The sequence below is a fragment of the Streptomyces sp. NPDC024555 genome (assembly GCF_055559335.1).
In genome coordinates this window covers 25,911-45,031 of sequence record NZ_JBVHKV010000031.1, presented here as the reverse complement: position 1 = coordinate 45,031, position 19,121 = coordinate 25,911, and the positions used below count along the sequence as shown (strand labels likewise).

Annotated in this window: 13 protein-coding genes; 10 read left to right on the top strand and 3 right to left on the bottom strand. The window is 71.3% G+C overall.

Annotation, left to right across the window (positions count from 1 at the left end):
- Positions 1–11: 11 nt before the first annotated feature.
- From ACZ4FH_RS35000 to ACZ4FH_RS34985, 4 genes are all read left to right on the top strand, one after another.
- The gene (locus ACZ4FH_RS35000) at positions 12–401 is read left to right on the top strand and encodes a hypothetical protein (RefSeq protein WP_467309900.1); all 390 of its coding nucleotides are present in this window, start codon (positions 12–14) and stop codon (positions 399–401) included.
- A gap of 69 nt (positions 402–470) precedes the next feature.
- Positions 471–743, top strand: coding sequence for a DUF1876 domain-containing protein (locus ACZ4FH_RS34995; RefSeq protein ID WP_383636940.1), 273 nt, complete (start codon positions 471–473; stop codon positions 741–743).
- 143 nt (positions 744–886) lie between these two features.
- Positions 887–1,984, top strand: coding sequence for an NADH:flavin oxidoreductase/NADH oxidase (locus ACZ4FH_RS34990; protein ID WP_467309897.1), 1,098 nt, complete (start codon positions 887–889; stop codon positions 1,982–1,984).
- A gap of 231 nt (positions 1,985–2,215) precedes the next feature.
- A complete protein-coding gene (locus tag ACZ4FH_RS34985) occupies positions 2,216–5,479 on the top strand; it encodes a LamG-like jellyroll fold domain-containing protein (protein ID WP_467309895.1) in 3,264 nt (1,087 codons plus the stop codon).
- A gap of 108 nt (positions 5,480–5,587) precedes the next feature.
- Here the strand turns inward: ACZ4FH_RS34985 and ACZ4FH_RS34980 are convergent, their stop codons facing one another.
- A complete protein-coding gene (locus ACZ4FH_RS34980; RefSeq protein ID WP_467309893.1) occupies positions 5,588–6,592 on the bottom strand; it encodes a LacI family DNA-binding transcriptional regulator in 1,005 nt (334 codons plus the stop codon).
- Between the two features lie 153 nt (positions 6,593–6,745).
- On the opposite strand from ACZ4FH_RS34980, the gene ACZ4FH_RS34975 reads away from it, so the two are divergent.
- Complete coding sequence (locus ACZ4FH_RS34975; RefSeq protein ID WP_467309891.1) at positions 6,746–7,585, top strand: phytanoyl-CoA dioxygenase family protein; 840 nt, start codon at positions 6,746–6,748, stop codon at positions 7,583–7,585.
- Positions 7,586–7,638: 53 nt separating this feature from the next.
- Here the strand turns inward: ACZ4FH_RS34975 and ACZ4FH_RS34970 are convergent, their stop codons facing one another.
- A complete protein-coding gene (locus ACZ4FH_RS34970) occupies positions 7,639–9,969 on the bottom strand; it encodes an AbfB domain-containing protein (RefSeq protein WP_467309939.1) in 2,331 nt (776 codons plus the stop codon).
- Positions 9,970–10,058: 89 nt separating this feature from the next.
- Positions 10,059–12,509, bottom strand: a complete 2,451-nt coding sequence (locus ACZ4FH_RS34965) for a beta-L-arabinofuranosidase domain-containing protein (protein ID WP_467309889.1) — start codon at positions 12,507–12,509, stop codon at positions 10,059–10,061.
- 525 nt (positions 12,510–13,034) lie between these two features.
- Here ACZ4FH_RS34965 and ACZ4FH_RS34960 point away from each other — a divergent pair.
- The 5 genes from ACZ4FH_RS34960 to ACZ4FH_RS34940 all read left to right on the top strand — a co-directional run bounded on the left by ACZ4FH_RS34960 (position 13,035) and on the right by ACZ4FH_RS34940 (position 19,052).
- On the top strand, positions 13,035–14,120 hold the full coding sequence (locus tag ACZ4FH_RS34960) for an ABC transporter substrate-binding protein (protein ID WP_467309887.1): 1,086 nt from the start codon (positions 13,035–13,037) through the stop codon (positions 14,118–14,120).
- A 177-nt stretch (positions 14,121–14,297) separates the two neighbouring features.
- Entirely contained in the window at positions 14,298–15,923 is a 1,626-nt protein-coding gene (locus tag ACZ4FH_RS34955; protein ID WP_467309883.1) for a sugar ABC transporter ATP-binding protein, read from the top strand.
- On the top strand, positions 15,920–16,897 hold the full coding sequence (locus tag ACZ4FH_RS34950) for an ABC transporter permease (protein WP_467309881.1): 978 nt from the start codon (positions 15,920–15,922) through the stop codon (positions 16,895–16,897). The genes ACZ4FH_RS34955 and ACZ4FH_RS34950 overlap by 4 nt, the downstream gene beginning before the upstream one ends.
- Positions 16,894–17,934, top strand: coding sequence for an ABC transporter permease (locus ACZ4FH_RS34945; RefSeq protein ID WP_467309879.1), 1,041 nt, complete (start codon positions 16,894–16,896; stop codon positions 17,932–17,934). Before ACZ4FH_RS34950 ends, ACZ4FH_RS34945 begins: the two co-directional genes overlap by 4 nt.
- Before the next feature lie 101 nt (positions 17,935–18,035).
- A complete protein-coding gene (locus ACZ4FH_RS34940; RefSeq protein WP_467309877.1) occupies positions 18,036–19,052 on the top strand; it encodes a LacI family DNA-binding transcriptional regulator in 1,017 nt (338 codons plus the stop codon).
- Positions 19,053–19,121: the final 69 nt, after the last annotated feature.

Sequence of the window (19,121 nt, the reverse complement as noted above, 5' to 3'; positions counted from 1 at the left end):
AGAACAGAGCGATGACGAGCGGGAACGACCACGACGCGGTGGCCGGGGACCTGGAGATCACCCCCATCGGCACCGAGGTGCGGATCCGGGCCGTGACGCCGTCCGGGGCGTTCTCGCTCGTCTGCTCACCGGACCGGGCCCGGGAGCTGGCCGCCGCGCTCGGCGCCGCGGCCGACGAGGCGGCGTCCGCGCGCACGGCCGACCCGGTCACCGTCCGCGCGGACGGGCTGCGCCGGGGCGATGTGCGCGACGGTGAGCGCGTGATGACGGTGGAGTCCGTCCGGGCCGACGGGGCCACCGTCCACATCGGCTGGAGATCCGGCGCGGGCCGCGGCTGGAACCAGTCGTACGACGCCGACGCCCTGATCACCCTGCGCCGCAGGGGACCGGAGCCCGCCTGACCCCGGGCCGCCGTGCGACGCCGGGGGAGGGGGCGCACTCTGGAGAGGTAGCTCCCGGAGGTGAGCGCCATGACCCAGACGGCTGTCGGATGGCACATCGAGCTCGAATTCGAGGAGGACACCCAGCGCACCCGTGCGGCCGCGCTCGTCAGGCTGTCGGACGGGACCGAGGTGCGGGCCCACGGCTACGCCAGCCGGCACCCCGCCGACGCCCGTCAGCCCCGGGTGGGCGAGGAGATCGCGGGCGCCCGCGCCCTCAACGAGCTGGCGATGAAGCTGCTGACCAAGGCCCATGACGAGATCGACGAGGCCTCGGGGCGCACCTCGTACCCGCTGACCTGAGGAAAGCCGCGGAACGGGGCCGGGGCCGCGGCGGGCCGTCGCGCCTGCCGCTTAGTACGAGAGGCTTCGTAATTTGACGGGCGTCGTAGTACGGGATGTATCGTACTAGCGATCCTTTCCGGCCCGTCGATGCGGAGTCTGTCGTGAGTGCCCTGTTCGAGCCGTTCACCCTGCGGTCGCTCGTCGTGCCCAACCGGGTGTGGATGGCACCCATGTGCCAGTACAGCGCCGCGCCCGAGGGCCCCGACGCGGGCGTCCCGACCGACTGGCACTTCACCCACCTCGCCGCCCGCGCCACCGGCGGCACCGGCCTGATCCTCGCCGAGGCGACGGCGGTCAGCCCCGAGGGGCGGATCAGCCCGAACGACCTCGGTCTCTGGAACGACACCCAGGCCGCCGCGTTCCGCCGGATCACCGACTTCGTCAAGGCCCAGGGTGCCGTCGTCGGCATCCAGCTCGGGCACGCCGGTCGCAAGGCGTCCGTGGACGTGCCCTGGGCGGGCGGCGCCCCGGTCGGCCCCGAGGCCCACGGCTGGACACCGGTCGCCCCGAGTCCGCTGCCCTTCGACGAGGGTCACCACGTCCCGCACGAGCTGACCGTCGAGGAGATCCGGCGGGTCGTGGACGACTTCCGCGAGGCCGCGCGCCGCGCGCTCGCCGCGGGCTTCCAGGTCGTCGAGGTGCACGGCGCCCACGGCTACCTCGTCGGCCAGTTCCTCTCGCCGCACAGCAACCACCGCACCGACGCCTACGGCGGCAGCTACGAGAACCGCACCCGCTTCGCGCTCCAGGTCGTGGACGCCGTGCGCGAGGTGTGGCCGGACGACCTGCCGGTCTTCTTCCGCATCTCCGCCACGGACTGGCTCAGCGAGAACGCCGACGACGCGCGCGAGGGCTGGACCGCCGATGAGACCGTGCGCTTCGCGGAGGAACTGCGCGCCCACGGCGTCGATCTGCTCGACGTCTCGACCGGGGGCAACGCGCCCCGTGCCCGCATCGCGAGCGGCCCCGGCTACCAGGTGCCCTTCGCCGAGCGCGTGAAGCGCGAGACCTCGCTCCCGGTCGCCGCCGTCGGTCTCATCACCGACCCCCAGCAGGCCGAGAAGATCCTCACCGAGGGCCGCGCCGACGCCGTCCTCCTCGGCCGCGAACTGCTGCGCAACCCGTCCTGGGCCTGGCACGCGGCCGCCGGACTGAACGTCCGGGGCCGCGCCCCCGAGCAGTACGACTACGCGATCTGAGCGCACGGTCCGGCCCCGGCCCCCGTCGCGCCTCCCCCGAGGGGAGGGCGGCGGGGGTCCGTGCGTTCCCGGGGCGTTTTCCTTCGAGCAAATTTTTCTATCGTTGAAAATTCTTCGTGCACGACTGTTGTTTTGCGTTTGGTGCTGTGACTCAATGTTCGATCATGTGCTGTGCCTCACAGGATCGAGGCACTACGGCTCTCTCGACAGGACGACGCCTTGAGACGACAAATGCCCTGTTCCCGTGCGGTTCTGAGGACCGTGGCGTGCGCCGCCGCCCTCCTCATACCCGTCGGTGCGACCCTGGTTCCCGCCGCCGCGGCCACCCCGGTCGGTGCCGTCCCGGCCGCGTTCGCCGCGTCCGACCCGGCCACCGCCGTGCACGGTCTGAAGGGCGAGTACTACAGCATGTCCGCGCCGGGCGCGCGGGACTTCGCCCAGCTCGGCGGGGTCGCCCTCGAACCGAACATCAACTTCCCCGGCCTCACGGGAACGTTCCAGTCGACCACCGGCCGGACCGAGAACACCACCGCCCGCTGGACCGGCTTCCTCACCGCCCCCGAGGACGGCGACTACACCTTCTCCGCCAGCGGCGACAACGGCTTCCGCCTGTTCATCGACGGCAAGGCCGTCATCGACCACTGGCAGCCGGACTGGGACAACGAGCAGACCAGCGAGCCGATATCACTCAAGGCCGGCGAGCCGCACGCGTTCAAGCTGGAGATGTTCCAGGACACCGGCGGCGCGAACATGTTCCTGCGCTGGTCCAGCCCGAAGCTGGCCAAGCAGTTCGTCCCGGAGTCCGCCTTCACCCCGCCCGCCGACTTCGAGGTCTACCCCGTCGGGCTGAGCATCGCGGACAACGGCACCGAGCTGCACGCCGTCTTCGACGACAAGGTCAGCGACTACGCGTCCCTGAAGGACCACCTCACCGTCGAGGCCGACACCACCCCGATGCCGGTCAAGTCCGTCACCCGGGCCCGCAGCGGCAGGGAACTCGTCGTCAAGCTGGACGCGGCGGTCCTCAAGGACCAGCGCGTCAAGATCGCGTACGACGGGAAGGGCGGCCTGAAGGCGGGCGGCGAGACCGTCCCCGAGATCAACCGCACGGCCACCAACAAGTCCACGCACCGCCTCACCACCAAGTGGGGCGACAAGGTCGACCGCAACCACCCGCTGCCCGAGTACCCCCGGCCGCAGCAGGTGCGCGACAAGTGGAAGAACCTCAACGGCCAGTGGGAGTTCGCCGGCGCCGCGGCGGGCGAGAAGCCCGTTTTCGGCAAGAAGCTCGACGAGCGCATCACCGTGCCGTACCCGGTCGAGTCGCAGCTCTCCGGGGTCGAGCGCCACGAAGACCACATGTTCTACCGCAAGCTCGTCACCGTCCCGCAGAACTGGGCCGTCAAGACCGACAAGCACGGCAAGAAGAACCGGCTGAAGCTCAACTTCGGTGCCGTCGACTACCAGGCGACCGTCTGGGTCAACGGCAAGAAGGTCGCCGAGCACACCGGCGGCTACACCGCTTTCACCGCCGACATCACCGACGCGCTCAAGGGCAGCGGCCCCCAGGAGATCGTCGTCGGGGTCACCGACACCACCGGCCCCGACCAGCCCACCGGCAAGCAGTCCGCCAACCCCGGCGGCATCTTCTACACCGCCTCCTCCGGCATCTGGCAGACCGTCTGGATGGAGCCCGTCGCCCCGGCGGCCGTCGACTCCCTGACCACGACCCCGGACATCGACAAGGGCCGCCTCGCCCTGACGGTCAACTCCGAGGACGCCTCGAAGTCCGCGACGGTCACCGCCGTCGCCCGTGACAAGAAGGGCAAGGTCGTCGGCAGGACCAGCGGCCCGGCCAACCGCGAGCTGAGCCTCCCGGTCGCCAAGCAGCACCTGTGGACGCCGGACGACCCGTACCTGTACGACCTGGAGGTCACCCTCAAGGACGGCGGCTCCAAGGACACCGTCGACAGCTACTTCGGCATGCGCTCCGTCGGCATCGCCGATGTCGGCGGCTACCGGAAGATCGTCCTCAACGGGAAGCCGTTCTTCTCGCTCGCCCAGCTCGACCAGGGCTTCTACCCGGACGGCCTGAACACCGCGCCCAGCGACGACGCGCTGGTCTTCGACCTGAAGGCGCAGAAGGACCTCGGCTTCAACTCCGTGCGCAAGCACATCAAGGTCGAGCCCGCCCGCTGGTACTACCACGCCGACCAGCTCGGTCTGTTCGTGTGGCAGGACTTCGTCTCCGGCAACCTCACCAACGACAAGGGCCACCAGGCCTTCGTCGACCAGGGCGCCGAGATGATGGAGCAGCTGCACAACTACCCCTCGATCGGTTCCTGGATCGTCTTCAACGAGGGCTGGGGCGAGTGGGACCGCACCGAGACCGGCAAGATCACCGAGCAGGTCCAGGCCGCCGACCCCTCCCGCATCGTCAACGCCCACAGCGGTGTCAACTGCTGCAACTCGAAGGGTGACTCGGGCAAGGGCGACATCATCGACCACCACGACTACAACAACACCGACCCGGCCTTCCCGGACACCACCCGCGCCGCGATGGACGGCGAGCACGGCGGCTTCACCCTGCGGATGCCCGGTCACATGTGGCCCGGCGCCCCGACCGTGATCTACAGCGGCGTCGCCGACAAGGCCGCGCTCACCGCCAAGTACGTCGAGAACACCCGCAAGTACTACCTGGAGGCGGCCGGCGCCGAACTCTCCGGCTCCATCTACACCCAGGTGACCGACCTGGAGAACGAGCTCAACGGCCTCTGGACGTACGACCGCCGCGAGATCAAGGTCGACGCCGCCCAGGTCCGGAAGATCAACCGCGAGGTCATCGCCGCCGGTGCCGCGGCCGGCACCCGCACCCCCGTCAAGGGCGGCGGCTCCTGGTCGCTCGACGAGAACAAGGGCACCAAGGCCGCCGACGCCGGACCGAACCACAAGGACCTCACCCTCTCCGAGGGCACGTCCTGGACCACCGGCGTCCACGGCTCGGCGCTGAAGTTCGACGGCGAGGGCCAGTACGCCGAGACCGACGGCCCGGTCGTCGACACCACCGGCGACTACACCGTCTCCGCCTGGGCCTCGCTGGACGCGCTCCCCGGCAACTACGCCACCGTCGTCAGCCAGGACGGCCGGCGCCAGGAGAACCCCTTCTACCTCCAGTACGGCCAGGGCGCGTTCTCCTTCTCCACCCCCGGCGCCCACCGCGCCCGCGCCGAGCTGACGCCGGAACTCGGCCGCTGGTACCACCTGGTCGGCGTCCGCAGCGGCGACGAGATCAAGCTCTACGTGGACGGCGCGCTCGTCTCCACCGCCCCGGCCGGATCGGCCGACGTCAGCAGCGGTGCCCTGTCCGTGGGCCGCGCCAAGTGGTCGGGGAACAACACCGACTTCTGGAACGGCTCCGTGGACCAGGTCCAGGTGTTCGACAAGGCGCTCACCGACCAGGAGGTGACCGCCCTGTACGACGGCGGGAAGGCGTAACACCCTCGGTGCCGCACCCCGTGTGCGGCACCCCGCCCCCTCGGGACCGCTCCCGGCGGTGCGTGGCACAGGCCCGCACCGCCGGGAGCCTCCGGCTGCCCGACGCGCCTACACCCCGCTGCTCTCCCGGACCAGCAGCCGGTGCGGGACCACGATCCGGCGCGCCGCCAGCCCGGAGAGCCGCCCGAGGACACGCTCGCTCAAGCACTGCACCGCCCGCTCGGCGATCTGCGTCAGGTCGGGGGAGACCGTGGTCAGCGCGGGGGTCGAGAACCGCCCGTCCTCGATGTCGTCGAAGCCCGCCAGCGCCAGGTCCTCCGGCACCCGCACCCCCCGTTCGCCGCAGGCCCGCAACGCCCCCAGGGCCAGTTCGTCGCTGAAGCAGAACACCGCGTCCGGGCGCTCCGGCAGGAGCAGCAGCTCGCGCAGCGCCCGCGCCCCCTCCGCGCGGTGCAGGTCCGCCACCTCCACCTCGGCGACCGGACTCAGCCCCGCCTCCGCGAGCCCCTGCCGGAAGCCCTCGGCCCGCAGCTCGGCCGTGCCGTGCCCCAGGGCGGACTGGAGACCGATCGCGGCCACCCGCCGGCGTCCGGCCGCCACCAGATGGCGAGCCGCGTCCCGGGCCGCGGCCACGTTGTCCACCGCCACGTGGTCGATGGTCCCGTGCGGATCCAGCTCGCCGAGGACCACGAGCGGCAGCCCGCCCGCCAGCGAGGCGAGTTCGGCCGGGGGAGTCGACCAGGGGCTGATGATCATCCCGTCCACCTGGTGGCCCTCGGAGCCCTCCAGCAGCCGCCGCTCCAGGTCCGCGCGCCCCGCTGTGCGCTCCAGGAGCACCGTCCAGCCGCGCTCCTGGGCCGCGTCGATGAGAAGACCCGTGAGCGCCCCGAAATAGGGGGAGTGGATCTCGGGGACGGCCACGCCGATGAGGCCCGTGCGGCCCTGGCGGAGGTTGCGGGCGGCGAGATTGGGGCGGTAGCCCAGCTCCTCCACCGCGGCGAGGACCCGGGCCCGGGTCGCCGGGGCGACGGCGGCCGCGTTGCTCACCACATTGGAGACGGTCCTGACGGACACGCCCGCGCGCGCGGCGACGTCCTTGAGTCTCGCTGCCACGTCCGGTGCTCCCGCTCTCTGCCGGGGGCGGAGGGCCCGCGCCCCGTGCGCATGACCGTAACAGGTGGCCCGAGGTTCGTCCGCGCACTCTCTTGCCACGTTGCTTGCAACGTTGCAATATGAGGGTGCCCCGATCGGAGAAAGGACCCCACCATGCATGAGGCCGTCACCACCACCGCCCCGTTCCCGTCCGCCGACGAGGCGGTGCGCGATCTGTACGGCCCGGGGATCACCGCGTGCCGCGGGGCCTTCGCCCCGGAGTGGGCGGACCGGATGCGCGAGGACATCGACGCCGCCTTCGCCGAGGCCCGCGGCCGGGAGGGTGGCGCTGTCGGCCGGGGTCCGCACCGGTACTACGTGGAGATCCACCCCGAGCAGCTGCGCGGCTTCGTGGACCTCGTCGACCACCCCTGGGTGCGCGCGGTCGCCGAGGCGGTGCTCGGCCCCGGCTACCGCGTCGTCGAGCTGGGCTTCGACGTGCCGCTGGCCGGTGCGGTGAACCAGCCCTGGCACCGCGACTTCCCGATGCCGGAGGAGACCCGCCGCGGCCGCCGGCTCACCTCGCTCGCCTTCAACCTCACGGCCGTCGACACGCGCGAGGACATGGGGCCCTTCGAGATCGCGCCCGGCACGCAGTGGGACGACGGCGCCCGCTTCGGGCACGCGATGTTCCCGCGCCGCGAGGAGTACCCGCGCTACGAGGCCCTGGCGAAGCGCACGTACCCGCGGCGGGGCGACATCTCGGCGCGCTCGGCCCTGACCGTCCACCGGGGCACGGCCAACCGGTCGCAGGACCCGCGCCCGGTCCTGGTGCTCGGGGTGGACGCCCCGGGCGCGGGGAACGACGGCCACCACGACATGGCGGTCACCCGGCGCTTCTGGGAGTCGCTGCCCGAGCGGGTCCGGGCGCACCTGGGCTGCCCGGTGGTCGACCGCCTCGCGCCGATCGTGCAGAAGCACACCATCGAGGGCTTGGTCATGGGCGACGCGTAGAGCAGAACGGGGTCCGGCGGACAGGCCGCCGGACCCCGGTGCTCATCTCGTTCTCAGGGTGCCCAGGGCGCCTCCACCGCCCAGGTGGTGTCCTCGGTGAACGTGGCCGGGTTGTCCCAGTCGTGGCCGCCGCCCGGGGTGGCCAGCCACACCTCCGACCGGATGTGCCGCAGATAGCTGCCCGGCAGGTTCGCGCTGGTCAGCCGCACACCGCCGGTGCCGGCGATCGCGCACCAGGTGGCATCGGCCTTGTACAGTGCGGAGCCGTCGTTCGCGTCGCGGCGGACCCGGAAGTCCCGGTGGCGCAGATACTCGCCGGGGTAGTTGCGCGACTCGAACGAGTAGCAGTTGCCGTTCGCCAGACCGGGGACGATCTTCCAGGTGGCGTCGTTCTTCAGCAGCGCGCTGCTGTTGCCGTCGACGACCTCGGTGAAGGCCAGCGCGTCCTGGTGGCGCAGGTACTTGTCGGTGTAGCCGGGTGTGGTGACCCGCAGCGACTTGTAGCCGCCGGTGGGCAGGGTCACCGGCGGGGTCGGGTTCTTGGAGGCGTTGATGAGGGCCTGGTTCGCGGCCCGCACCCGGGCCGTGTCCACCTTGACGACCTGGCGGTCGTAGGTGAGCAGGCCGTTCGCCTCGTTCTCGACGTCGGTGATCTCGGTGTAGACGGAGGCGGAGAGGCCTGCCGGGAGCTGGCCGATCCGGATGCCGTCGATGAGCCCGGTGAACCGGTCGTTCAGCGCGGAGAGGCTCGGCTGGTCCTCGTAGCTGAAGCCGCCGCCGGGGAACCACTCGTGCCCCGGGACCTTGTAGCCCAGCCCGCCGAACTCGCCGAGGACGGCCGCCCGGGTCGCGGTCGGCGCGGTGTTGCCGGGGCCGACGTAGATGTGGTTGTCGACCACGTCACCGTTGCCGCCGTCCACCGAGCCGCAGCAGTTGACCCCGCTCATGTTGTCCACGAGCCGCGTCGGGTCGTACGCCTTGACCTCGTTGGCGATCCTGGCCTGGTCGTACTGCCCCCAGCCCTCGTTCTGGTCGACCCACATCACCAGCGAGGGCGAGCTGCGGTGCTGGTCGATGATCGCGTGGAACTCGGCCTCCCACTGGGTGCGGGCCGCCGAGTCCGGGGACTTGCCGGTGTCCATGGCCGGCATGTCCTGCCAGACCAGGAGGCCCAGCTTGTCCGCCCAGTAGAACCACCGCTGCGGTTCCACCTTGATGTGCTTGCGGACCATGTTGAACCCGAGGTCCTTGTGGGCCTGGAGGTCCGACTTCAGCGCGGCGTCGGTCGGCGCGGTGTAGATGCCGTCCGGCCAGTAGCCCTGGTCCAGGGTGCCCGTCTGGAAGACGAACTTCCCGTTGAGGACCGGCCGCAGGACGTTGTCGACCTTCGCGATCGCGATGGAGCGCATCCCGGTGTAGCTGCCCGCCGAGTCCGTCACCGCCGAGCCGTCGAGCAGTTCCGCCTTCACGTCGTAGAGGAACGGGTCGTCCGGGGTCCACAGACGCGGGTTCGGCACCGGTACGGAGATCTCGGAGCCGACCGTACCGGTGGCCGAGCCGACCACGGTGCCACCGCTGGAGACGGTGACGCGCGCCGTGCGCCCGGAGGCGGACGCGCCCTGCACCTTCACCCGCAGGGTGCTGTCGCCCAGGTTCGGCGTCATGTCCAGCCGGGTGATGTGCGCGGCGGCGACCGGTTCCAGCCACACCGTCTGCCAGATGCCGGAGGCGGCGGTGTAGAAGATGCCGCCCCCGTTGTGCGGCTGCACATCATTGATGCGCTGTTTGCCGACGGCCTGGCCGCCGGTCTGCGTCGGGTCGTAGACGGACACCACGATCGTGTTCGTACCACCGTTGAGCTGCGGAGTGATGTCGTACGAGAACGAGTCGTAGCCGCCCTTGTGCGCGCCCACCTGGGTGCCGTTGACCCAGACCGTGGTCTGCCAGTCGGAGGCGCCGAAGTTGAGCACGGTCCGGCGGCCGTTCCAGTTCGACGGGACGGTGAAGGCGCGCTTGTACCAGAGCTTGTCGTTCTCGGTGATCCTGCGCTGGATGCCCGAGAGCGCGGACTCGGCGACGAAGGGCACCCGGATCTGCTCCGTGAACGACGCCGGCTGCCCGGCGTCGCGGCCGGTCACCGCGAAGTCCCAGATGCCGTTGAGGTTGGCCCAGTCGGGCCGGGTCAGCTGCGGGCGCGGGTACTCGGGCAGCGGCTGATCGACCGGGACCTGACCGGTCCAGGGCGTCGTCATCGGCGGGGTCTTCGGCGACCAGGACGCGGCGGTGGCGGGGGCTGTGCCCACGCCCACCAGCGCCGAGGACACCAGCGCCAACAGGCCGGCCGTCGCGATCGTCCGTCTCCACCACGGCCTGCGGCCGGGCATACGTAAGCGGCTCACGGGTTCGTCTCCTTGATTCGGTTCGGCCCCCGGGAGCGGGGGCGGCATGGGGGGTGTGCGCGGAAGCGCGGGAATCAGACGAGCTGCCAGAGGTGGTCGTCGGTGCCGTTGTCGTCGAACTGGACGACATGGGCGCTGTCGGCGGTGGACATGGAGTCGACGCCGAGGACCTTGCCGGAGTGCCGGTTGCGGATGCGGTACCAGCCGGCCTCGTCCGGGACGAGCTGCCAGAGGTGGTCGTCGGTGCCGTTGTCGTCGAACTGGACGACATGCGCGCTGTTGTCCATCGACATGTTGTCGACGCCGAGGACCTTGCCCGAGTGATGGTTGCGGATGCGGTACCAGCCGTCGCCCTCCGCGACCAGCCGCCAGTCGTGGTCGTCGGTCCCCGTGTCCCCGAACTGCACGACGTGCGCGCTGTTGGCGGTGGACATGACGTCGACGCCGAGGACCTTGCCGGAGTGGCGGTTGCGGATGCGGTACCAGCGGTCGGCGAGCCAGGGACGTGCGTCCGGGGCGGCCGTCGGGAACGAGGTGATGCGCAGCCGGGCCGCCCCCATCGGGACGAGCGTTACCTCCTCCACCGGCTCGGTGCTGCGGGCCGGGGAGTCCTGGAGCGGGGCGACGACGTGCTCGTCGTCGGCCGTCCATTCCGGGATGCGGCGGGCCTTCGCGGTGAGGGTCAGCGGGGTGCCGTCGAGCGTGAACGGGTTGGCGCCGCGCACCGGCCGGCTCCTGTGGTGGCGGGGGGAGGCGGCCTGCCCGTCCGCGTCCAGGACCAGCCCGTAGTTCCACGGTCCGGTCGCGTGCACCGCGTACTCGGGGAACTGGTCGCTGCCGCCGATGCGCTCGTACGTCTCGCCGATGCGCAGCGAGTACGTGAGCGGGCCGTGGTCCACGCTGACGGAGCCCCGGTTGTCCGCCCAGGTGCGCACGGTGGTGCGCTGCGGGAAGCGCAGGACGACCCGGTCCCCGTCCGCCCAGGTGCGGTCGATCCGGGTGAAGGCGGGGCCTGCGGGGGCGTCGACGCGCCGCCCGTTCACGGTGATCTCCGGGGCGTCGCACCAGGCCGGGACGCGCAGCACCAGCGGGAAGGCCAGCCGCTTCGGGGCCTTCAGGGTCAGCGTGACCGTGTCCGTGAACGGGTAGTCCGTCTGTTCCGTGAAGGTGACCTCGGTGCCGTCCGCGACCTTGGCCGTCACCTCGCAGGCGGCGTACATCGCGGCGGCCAGACCCCCGTCCGGGGTGGCGAGCCACAGCTCCTCGGTGAAGTAGGGCCAGCCCATGCCGTAGTTGTGCGGACAGCAGCGGTACTGGTCGACGCCCGGCAGGAACGCCTGCATGGCGAAGCCGTTCTGGAACTGCCGGTCCCGCTTGGGCACGTTGTCCAGATCGACGCTGTTGGCGCTGGTGATGTAGTGGACCGCCTTCCCCGAGGGGTCGAGGGAGGCGGGCAGCGAGTTGAACGCCAGTTCCTCGCAGCGGTCGGCCCACAGCGGGTCGCCCGTGATCCGGGTCAGCAGCTGGTGGCTGGCCATGAACTCGACGATCCCGCAGGTCTCGAAGCCCTGGCGGGGATCGCCGTGCCCCGGGCGGGCGTTCTCGTCGCCGGCGAAGCCGCCGCCGGGGAACTGCCCGTACTGGTCCATGGCCTTCCCGTACGTTCCGTACGTGTTCCGGGTGTCCTGGGCCGAGCCGCTGCGCAGCGCGTACTGGGCGGGCTCGCGGAAGCCCTGGGCGATGTTCACGTTGTGCGGGTTGACCAGGTTGTCGCCCCAGTCGGCCCCGTACGTGTGGATCGTGTCGGCGAGGTCCAGCAGGAAGGCGTCCCCGGTGCGGTTGTACAGCCAGAAGACGCTGTCCAGGCCGTCGCCCCAGCGCAGGGCGATCCAGCTGGTGTTGAAGGCCCCGGGGCCCTGGGCGTTCATGTAGCGGAAGAACCTGCTCAGGAAGGGGATGATCCGGGTGTCGCCGGAGTACTCCTGCCAGGAGCGCAGGGCCTGCACCAGGGGCAGGAAGGGCCAGAAGTCGGGGCCGCCGTTCAGCGAGGTGCGCAGCGCCTTCGGACCGAAGAAGCCGTCGGACTGCTGGGTGGCCAGGATCGCGTCGAACCACCGGCGCACCGACGCCAGCGCCTTCGCGTCGCCCGTGACGATCGCCAGGTCGGTGTAGCCGCGCAGCCAGTACGGGACCTCCTCCCACCCGCCGAGATCGGGGCGGACCCAGCCGGTGGCCGAGAAGTCGAGGAAGTGCGAGAACTCCTCGTACCGGCCGCACAAGCCGTCGAGCTGGAGCTTCAGCTGTCCGGCGAGCCAGCCGCGCGCGGTGACCCGGCCCGGCGGCAGTCTCAGGAACGCGGTGGGGTGCAGGGGCGCGGCGTTGGGGGAGTAGTGGCCGCCGTGCGCGGGGCGCGCGCGGTGCTCGGCGGCGGTCGCGGTGGCGGCCCAGCGGCCGGAGGACACGGCCGTGGCGGCGGCGGCCGTGGCCATCGCGCCGGCCATGAGCTGTCTGCGGTTCAGGGGCATGGAGGGGCTCCTGCTCTCGGCCGGAGGTGCGGGCCGGCCGGTACGGGGTGCGGCACGGGCGGGGGGTGCGGCCGACGCGGTGTCCGGCAGGGCTGGTGCCGTCCGGACGCGCGCACGGTGAGGCGCGCCGTCGGCTGTGGGGGCGGCGCGTGACAGCGTTGTCTTTCAACGTTGGAAAGATGGGTGCCTGCGGTATGACAGCACGGCTCCGGGCGGCTGTCCAGAGGTGCGGCGGCAGTTGTCCGGCGGTCGCCCCGGAGGGCTCCGACTCATTTTGGAAACGGGGCGACGCCACTCTTGCCGCCCGCGCCGCGGCGCATATATAACGTTGTAAACCGAGCCGCCGAGAGGCCGCGAAGGCTCTCATGGCCACAGTTCTCCCAGGTGGGGGCTTTGTGGCCGTACAGGGGCCGTGAGGAATGCAGTCGCTCGACTCCGCACCCCCGCGGCAGCCGACGCACCGTCCAGCCATGCCCGACCGCACGCACATCGGCGTGCCGTCATCCCGCCAAGGAGCTCCCGCGCATGATGATCCAGCGCCGAACCCGTACCCTCGCCGTGGCCTGCCTCCTCGCCGCCACCGCCACGCTGGCCGCCTCCGGCTGCTCCAAGTCGGAGACCTCGGACACCGCCAACGCCGACAGCAGCCAGGGCGCGCAGGCGGCCAAGACCCCCGAGTCCTCCTCCGGTTCGGGCTGCTCGCTGCAGACCTACGGCGCGCCGAAGCTGGACCTGAAGGACGCGGTGGTCGGCTTCTCCCAGTCGGAGAAGGAGGCCAACCCCTTCCGCATCGCCGAGACCCGGTCCATCAAGGACGAGGCCCAGAAGGTCGGCGTCAAGAAGCTGCTCACCACCAACGCGCAGTCCCAGCTGTCCAAGCAGATCAGCGACATCCAGGACATGCTGGCGCAGGGCGCCCAGTTCCTCATCGTGGCCCCGCTCAACTCCGACGGACTGGAGCCCGCGCTCAAGGCCGCCGCGGCCAAGAAGGTCCCGGTCCTCACCATCGACCGCAAGCTCAACTCCACCGCCTGCAAGGACTACGTGGCGTTCCTCGGCTCCGACTTCGTGGAGCAGGGCAAGCGGGCCGCCGACGCGATGATCAAGTCGACCGGCGGCAAGGGCAAGGTCGCCATCCTCCTGGGCGCCTCCGGCAACAACGTCACCACCGACCGCACCAAGGGCTTCGTCGACCAGCTCAAGGCCAAGGCCCCCGGACTGGAGATCGTCGCCCAGCAGACCGGCGAGTTCGCCCGCGACAAGGGCCAGCAGGTCATGGAGCAGCTCATCCAGTCCAAGCCCGACATCACCGCCGTCTACGCGGAGAACGACGAGATGGGCCTCGGTGCCGTCACCGCGCTGAAGGCCGCCGGCAAGAAGCCCGGCAAGGACGTCAAGATCGTCTCCGTCGACGGCACCCGCAACGCCGTCCAGGCCCTGGTCAACGGCGAGTACAACGCCGTCATCGAGTCCAACCCGCGCTTCGGCCCGCTGGCCTTCGCGACCGCCCAGAAGTTCTACGGCGGCGAGGCCATCCCGGAGAACGTCATCATCACCGACCGCGCCTACGACGAGTCGAACGCCAAGGCCTCGCTCGGCGGCGCGTTCTGACCGAGAACGGCCCCCACGGCCCGCACCACCGGCGGACCGCCGGGCGCCCGGCGCCGGCCGCGTACTGAACCGTACGCGGCCGGCCCCGGCCCCCGGTCCGGACGCCACCGTGACGCCGCCACCCGCACGGCGGCCCCGGGCCCCCACTTCTGGAAGAGCGGAAGGCCAAGAACAGCCATGGCACCACCCGAAGCAGTACCGCAGCCGGCCGCCGGCACGAAGGAGTCACCCGCGCCGGCGGCCACCGCGCCCGCGGACCCGGCGACGGCCGCACCGGTCCTCGAAGCCCTCGGGGTGAGCAAGCGCTTCCCCGGCGTCGTCGCCCTGGACGGCGTCACCTTCACGCTGCGCGCCGGCGAGACGCACGCCCTCGTGGGCGAGAACGGCGCCGGCAAGTCCACCCTGATCAAGGTACTGACCGGCGTCTACCGGCCCGACGAGGGCGAACTCCGCCTCGCCGGGGCCCCCGTCGCCTTCGCCCGCCCCTTCGAGGCGCAGCAGGCCGGCATCTCCACGATCTACCAGGAGGTGAACCTCGTCCCGCTGATGAGCGTGGCGCGGAACATCTTCCTGGGCCGCGAACCCAAGAACCGCTTCGGCCTGATCGACTTCGCCCGGATGCACCGCGAGACGACCGGACTGCTCGACGGCTTCGGCGTACGCGTCGACCCCAGGCGCCCCCTGCACACCCTGGGCATCGGCACCCAGCAGATGGTCGCCCTGGCCCGCGCCGTCTCCGTCAACGCGCAGGTCGTCATCATGGACGAGCCCACCTCCTCGCTGGAACCGCGCGAGGTCGAGACCCTGTTCCGGGTCATCGAGGACCTGCGGTCGCGCGGCATCGCCGTCGTCTACGTCAGCCACCGCATGGACGAGCTGTACCGGATCTGCGACCGCGTCACCGTGCTCCGCGACGGCAAGCACATCCACACCGGCGACCTCGCCGACCTCGACCGGATGCGCCTGGTCTCGATGATGCTCGGCCGCGACATGGCCGAGGTCCGCCGCTCCGGCGTCACCAGCTTCGGCGCCGAGGGCCACGACGCCTCCCGCACCCCCGTGCTCACCGCGACCGGCCTGAGCCGCGACCACCAGCTCCACGACATCTCCCTCTCGCTGTACGGGGGAGAGGTGCTCGGTCTCGGCGGACTCCTCGGCTCCGGCCGCAGCGAGACCGCCAAGGCGCTCGCCGGCGCGCTGGGCCTGGACTCCGGCGAACTGAGCATCGGCGGACGCACCCTGCGCCGGCTCAGCTCCGCCGGGGCCATCCGGGCCGGCATCAGCCTGCTGCCCGAGGACCGCAAGGCCGAGGGCATCGTCCCCGGCCTCTCCGTCCGCGAGAACATCGTGCTCGCCGCCATGCCCCGGCTCTCCCGCGCCGGCATCGTCTCCCGCGCCAAGCAGGACCGGATCGTCGACATCTTCATGAAGCGGCTGCGGATCAAGGCCGCGAGCCCCGAGCAGAAGGTCGGCGAACTCTCCGGAGGCAACCAGCAGAAGGTCCTCCTGGCCCGCTGGCTCTGCCTGGAACCCAAGGTGCTGCTCCTCGACGAGCCCACCCGGGGCATCGACGTCGGCGCCAAGGCCGAGGTCCAGAGCCTCATCGACGAACTCGCCGGGGAAGGCCTCGCCGTCCTGCTCATCTCCTCGGACATCGAGGAACTCATCGAGGGCGCCGACCGCATCGTCGTCCTGCGCGGCGGCGCGGTCGCCGGTGAACTCTCCGGCGACGAGGTGGCCGAGAGCCATCTGCTCGAAGTACTCGCCGACCACGCGCCGGCCGCGAAGGAGGACCCCCGATGACCCAGGCAGCACTCACCACCACCCCCGCCGCCGGGCCGCTCGCCCGGCTGCGCGACCCCGCCTGGTACCAGGAGTACGGCGTCTACCTCGCCGTCGCGGTCGTCCTCCTCTTCAACGCCCTGTTCACCGAGCACTTCATGACGGTGGACAACCTCCGCACCCAGCTCGTCCAGGTCGCCCCGATCGTGATCGTCGCCCTGGGCATGGCCCTGGTCATCGGCACCGAGGGCGTCGACCTCTCCGTCGGCTCCACCATGGCGCTGGCCGCGGCCCTGCTCCCGCTGTACCTCGGATACGGGCTGGTGCCCGCGCTCCTGGTGGCGCTGCTGGCCGGTGCCGTGGTCGGAGCGGTCAACGGCAGCCTGGTCTCGCTCGTCGGACTGCAACCGATCGTCGCCACCCTCGCCCTGTTCGTCGGCGGCCGGGGACTGGCCCTGGTCATGGCGGACGGGCAGCTCAAGCAGATCGTCAACCCCGACCTGCTCTCGCTCGGCACCGGCTCCTTCCTCGGCGTCCCGACCGTCGTGCTCATCGCCGGCGTCCTCGCCCTGGCCGTGGCCTTCCTCGTCACCCGCACCACCTTCGGACGCCAGATCGTCGCCATCGGCGGCAACCGCTCCGCGGCCGCCCTGGCGGGACTTCCCGTACGCCGGGTACTCATCGGCGTGTACATGCTCTGCGGGGTCCTCGCGGCCCTGGCCGGCATCCTCGCCACCGCCCGCCTCACCGCGAGCGACCCCTCGTCGCTCGGCACCCTCATGGAACTGTCCGCCATCACGGCGGTCGTGGTCGGCGGCACCCCGCTCAACGGCGGATCGATCCGCATCCTCGGTACCGTCGCCGGCGCCCTGCTGATGCAGCTGCTGCGCGCCACCCTCGTCAAGCACGACCTGCCCGACTCCACCGCACAGATCGCCCAGGCGGCCATCATCATCGCCGCCGTCTACGTCGCCCGGGAGCGTCGGTCCCGATGAACGAAATCTCCTCCGCCCCCGTGGCCCAGGCCCCCGCGCCGCCGAAGACACCGGCCCCGTCCGGCCGCACCCCCCGCCCAGCGGGCGGGCAGCGCCTCGCCGAACTCCTCCAGCGCCAGGGCGTCCTCGCCGTCCTGCTCGTCGTCGTGATCGTCGCGTCCTTCGTCTACCCGACGTTCGGCACCCTGGACAACGCCCGCGGCGTGACCGTCCAGGCGGCGTTCCCCGCCGTCGTCGCCCTCGGCATGACCCTGGTCATCATCACCGGCGGCATCGACCTCTCCGTCGGCTCGGTCTTCGCCCTCGGCGGAGTCCTCGCCGCCTGGGCCTCGCAATACGGCTTCCTGGCCGCGCTGTTCCTCCCGCTCGTGGTGTGCGGGGCGATCGGACTCCTCAACGGATTCCTCGTGGCACGGGCAGGCATGGCGCCGTTCATCGTCACCCTCGCCACACTGCTCGGGGCGCGCGGACTGCTCCTCGCGCTCACCGACGAGGGCGCCACCACCTATCTGGTGCCCAAGGACTCCGCCTTCGCGGAACTGGGCCAGGGCAGCGTCTGGGGCTTCGGCTACCCGATCCTCGTCGCGCTCGCGCTCTTCGGCGCCGGCGGACTGCTGCTCCAGCGCACCTCGTTCGGGCAGACGCTGTTCGCGGTGGGCGGCAGCAACGACGCCGCGCTGCTGATGGGCCTGCCGGTCGCCCGGACCAAGATGCTCGTCTACACCCTGAGCGGGCTGCTGGCCGGACTCGCCGGCGCCCTCAACGCGGCCCGGCTCTCCTCCGGCGTCACCATCGTCGGCGTGGGCATGGAACTCGACGCGATCTCCGCCGTCGTCATCGGCGGCACCCTCCTCATCGGCGGTGCCGGATCGATCAGCGGCACGCTCTGGGGCGTCCTGCTCCTGGCGGTCATCCAGAACCTGATCAACCAGATCGGCTCGCTGAACTCCTCCTACCAGTCGGTCGTCAGCGGCGGGTTCCTTATCGTTGTCGTCGTGGCCCAGCGCTATCTGTCGCGCAGCCGCAGATCCACCTGAACCCGGTGCCGGGGCCCACGCGCCCCGGCACCTCCGGAGCAGAACCGGCGGAGCCGGTCCCCCCGCGCGTCACCGCGCGACGAATCGATCCAGGGAGTGCCGTGGGCGTCAGCCTCAAGGACGTTGCGCAACGGGCGGGCGTGTCCATCAAGACCGTGTCGAACGTGGTGAACAACTACCAGCACGTCACACCGAAGATGCGGGCCAAGGTCCAGCAGGCCATCGACGAGCTGGGCTACCGGCCGAACCTCACCGCACGCCATCTGCGCAAGGGCCGCACGGGCATCATCGCCCTGGCCGTCCCCGAGTTCGGCAACCCCTACTTCGCGGAACTGGCCGGCGCCGTCGTCGACGCCGCCGCCCGCCACGACTACACCGTGCTGGTCGACCACACCGGCGGACTGCGCGAGAAGGAACTCCTGGTCAGCCAGGGCTTCCGGTCCCATGTGATCGACGGGCTGATCCTCAGCCCGATCCATCTGGAGACCGAGGACCTGATGGCCCGCACCGAGACCGCGCCGCTGGTGCTGCTCGGCGAACGGGAGTACGAGGCCCCGTACGACCACATCGCCATCGACAACGTGGCCGCCGCCCGCGACGCCGTCGCCCACCTCATCGGCCTCGGCCACCGCAGGATCGCCTTCCTCGGCTCCCGCACCGGCCGCGAACGCCAGCCGGCCCATCTGCGGCTGCGCGGCTGGCGCGAGGAGCTCGCCGCCTCGGGCATCGGGGCCGACGAGTCCCTGGTCGTCGTCACCGACGGCTACGGACGCGAGGACGGTGCCGTGGCCATGGCCGCGCTCCTGGACCGGGGCGAGCGGCCCGACGCCGTGTTCGCGTACAACGACCTCATCGCCATCGGCGCCATGCGGACCCTGTCCGAACGGGGACTGCGCGTCCCCGAGGACGTGGCCGTCGTCGGGTTCGACGACATCGAGGAGAGCCTCTACGGCGTCACCACCCTCACCACGGTCGCCCCCGACAAGGAGGCCATCGCCCGCCTCGCCGTCGACAGCCTCGTCGAACGCCTCTCCGGCGAGCCCGTGCCCGAACCACGGCGGCCGCGCCCCGGATACCGCCTGGTGGTCCGCGAGTCCACCGTTCCCCGGACGCCCTAGGAACATGTTCGGAAAGTCCCGCCCGCTCGGCGGCGCCCGGCACGCGCTCCCCCATGGTCTTGCCTTCGC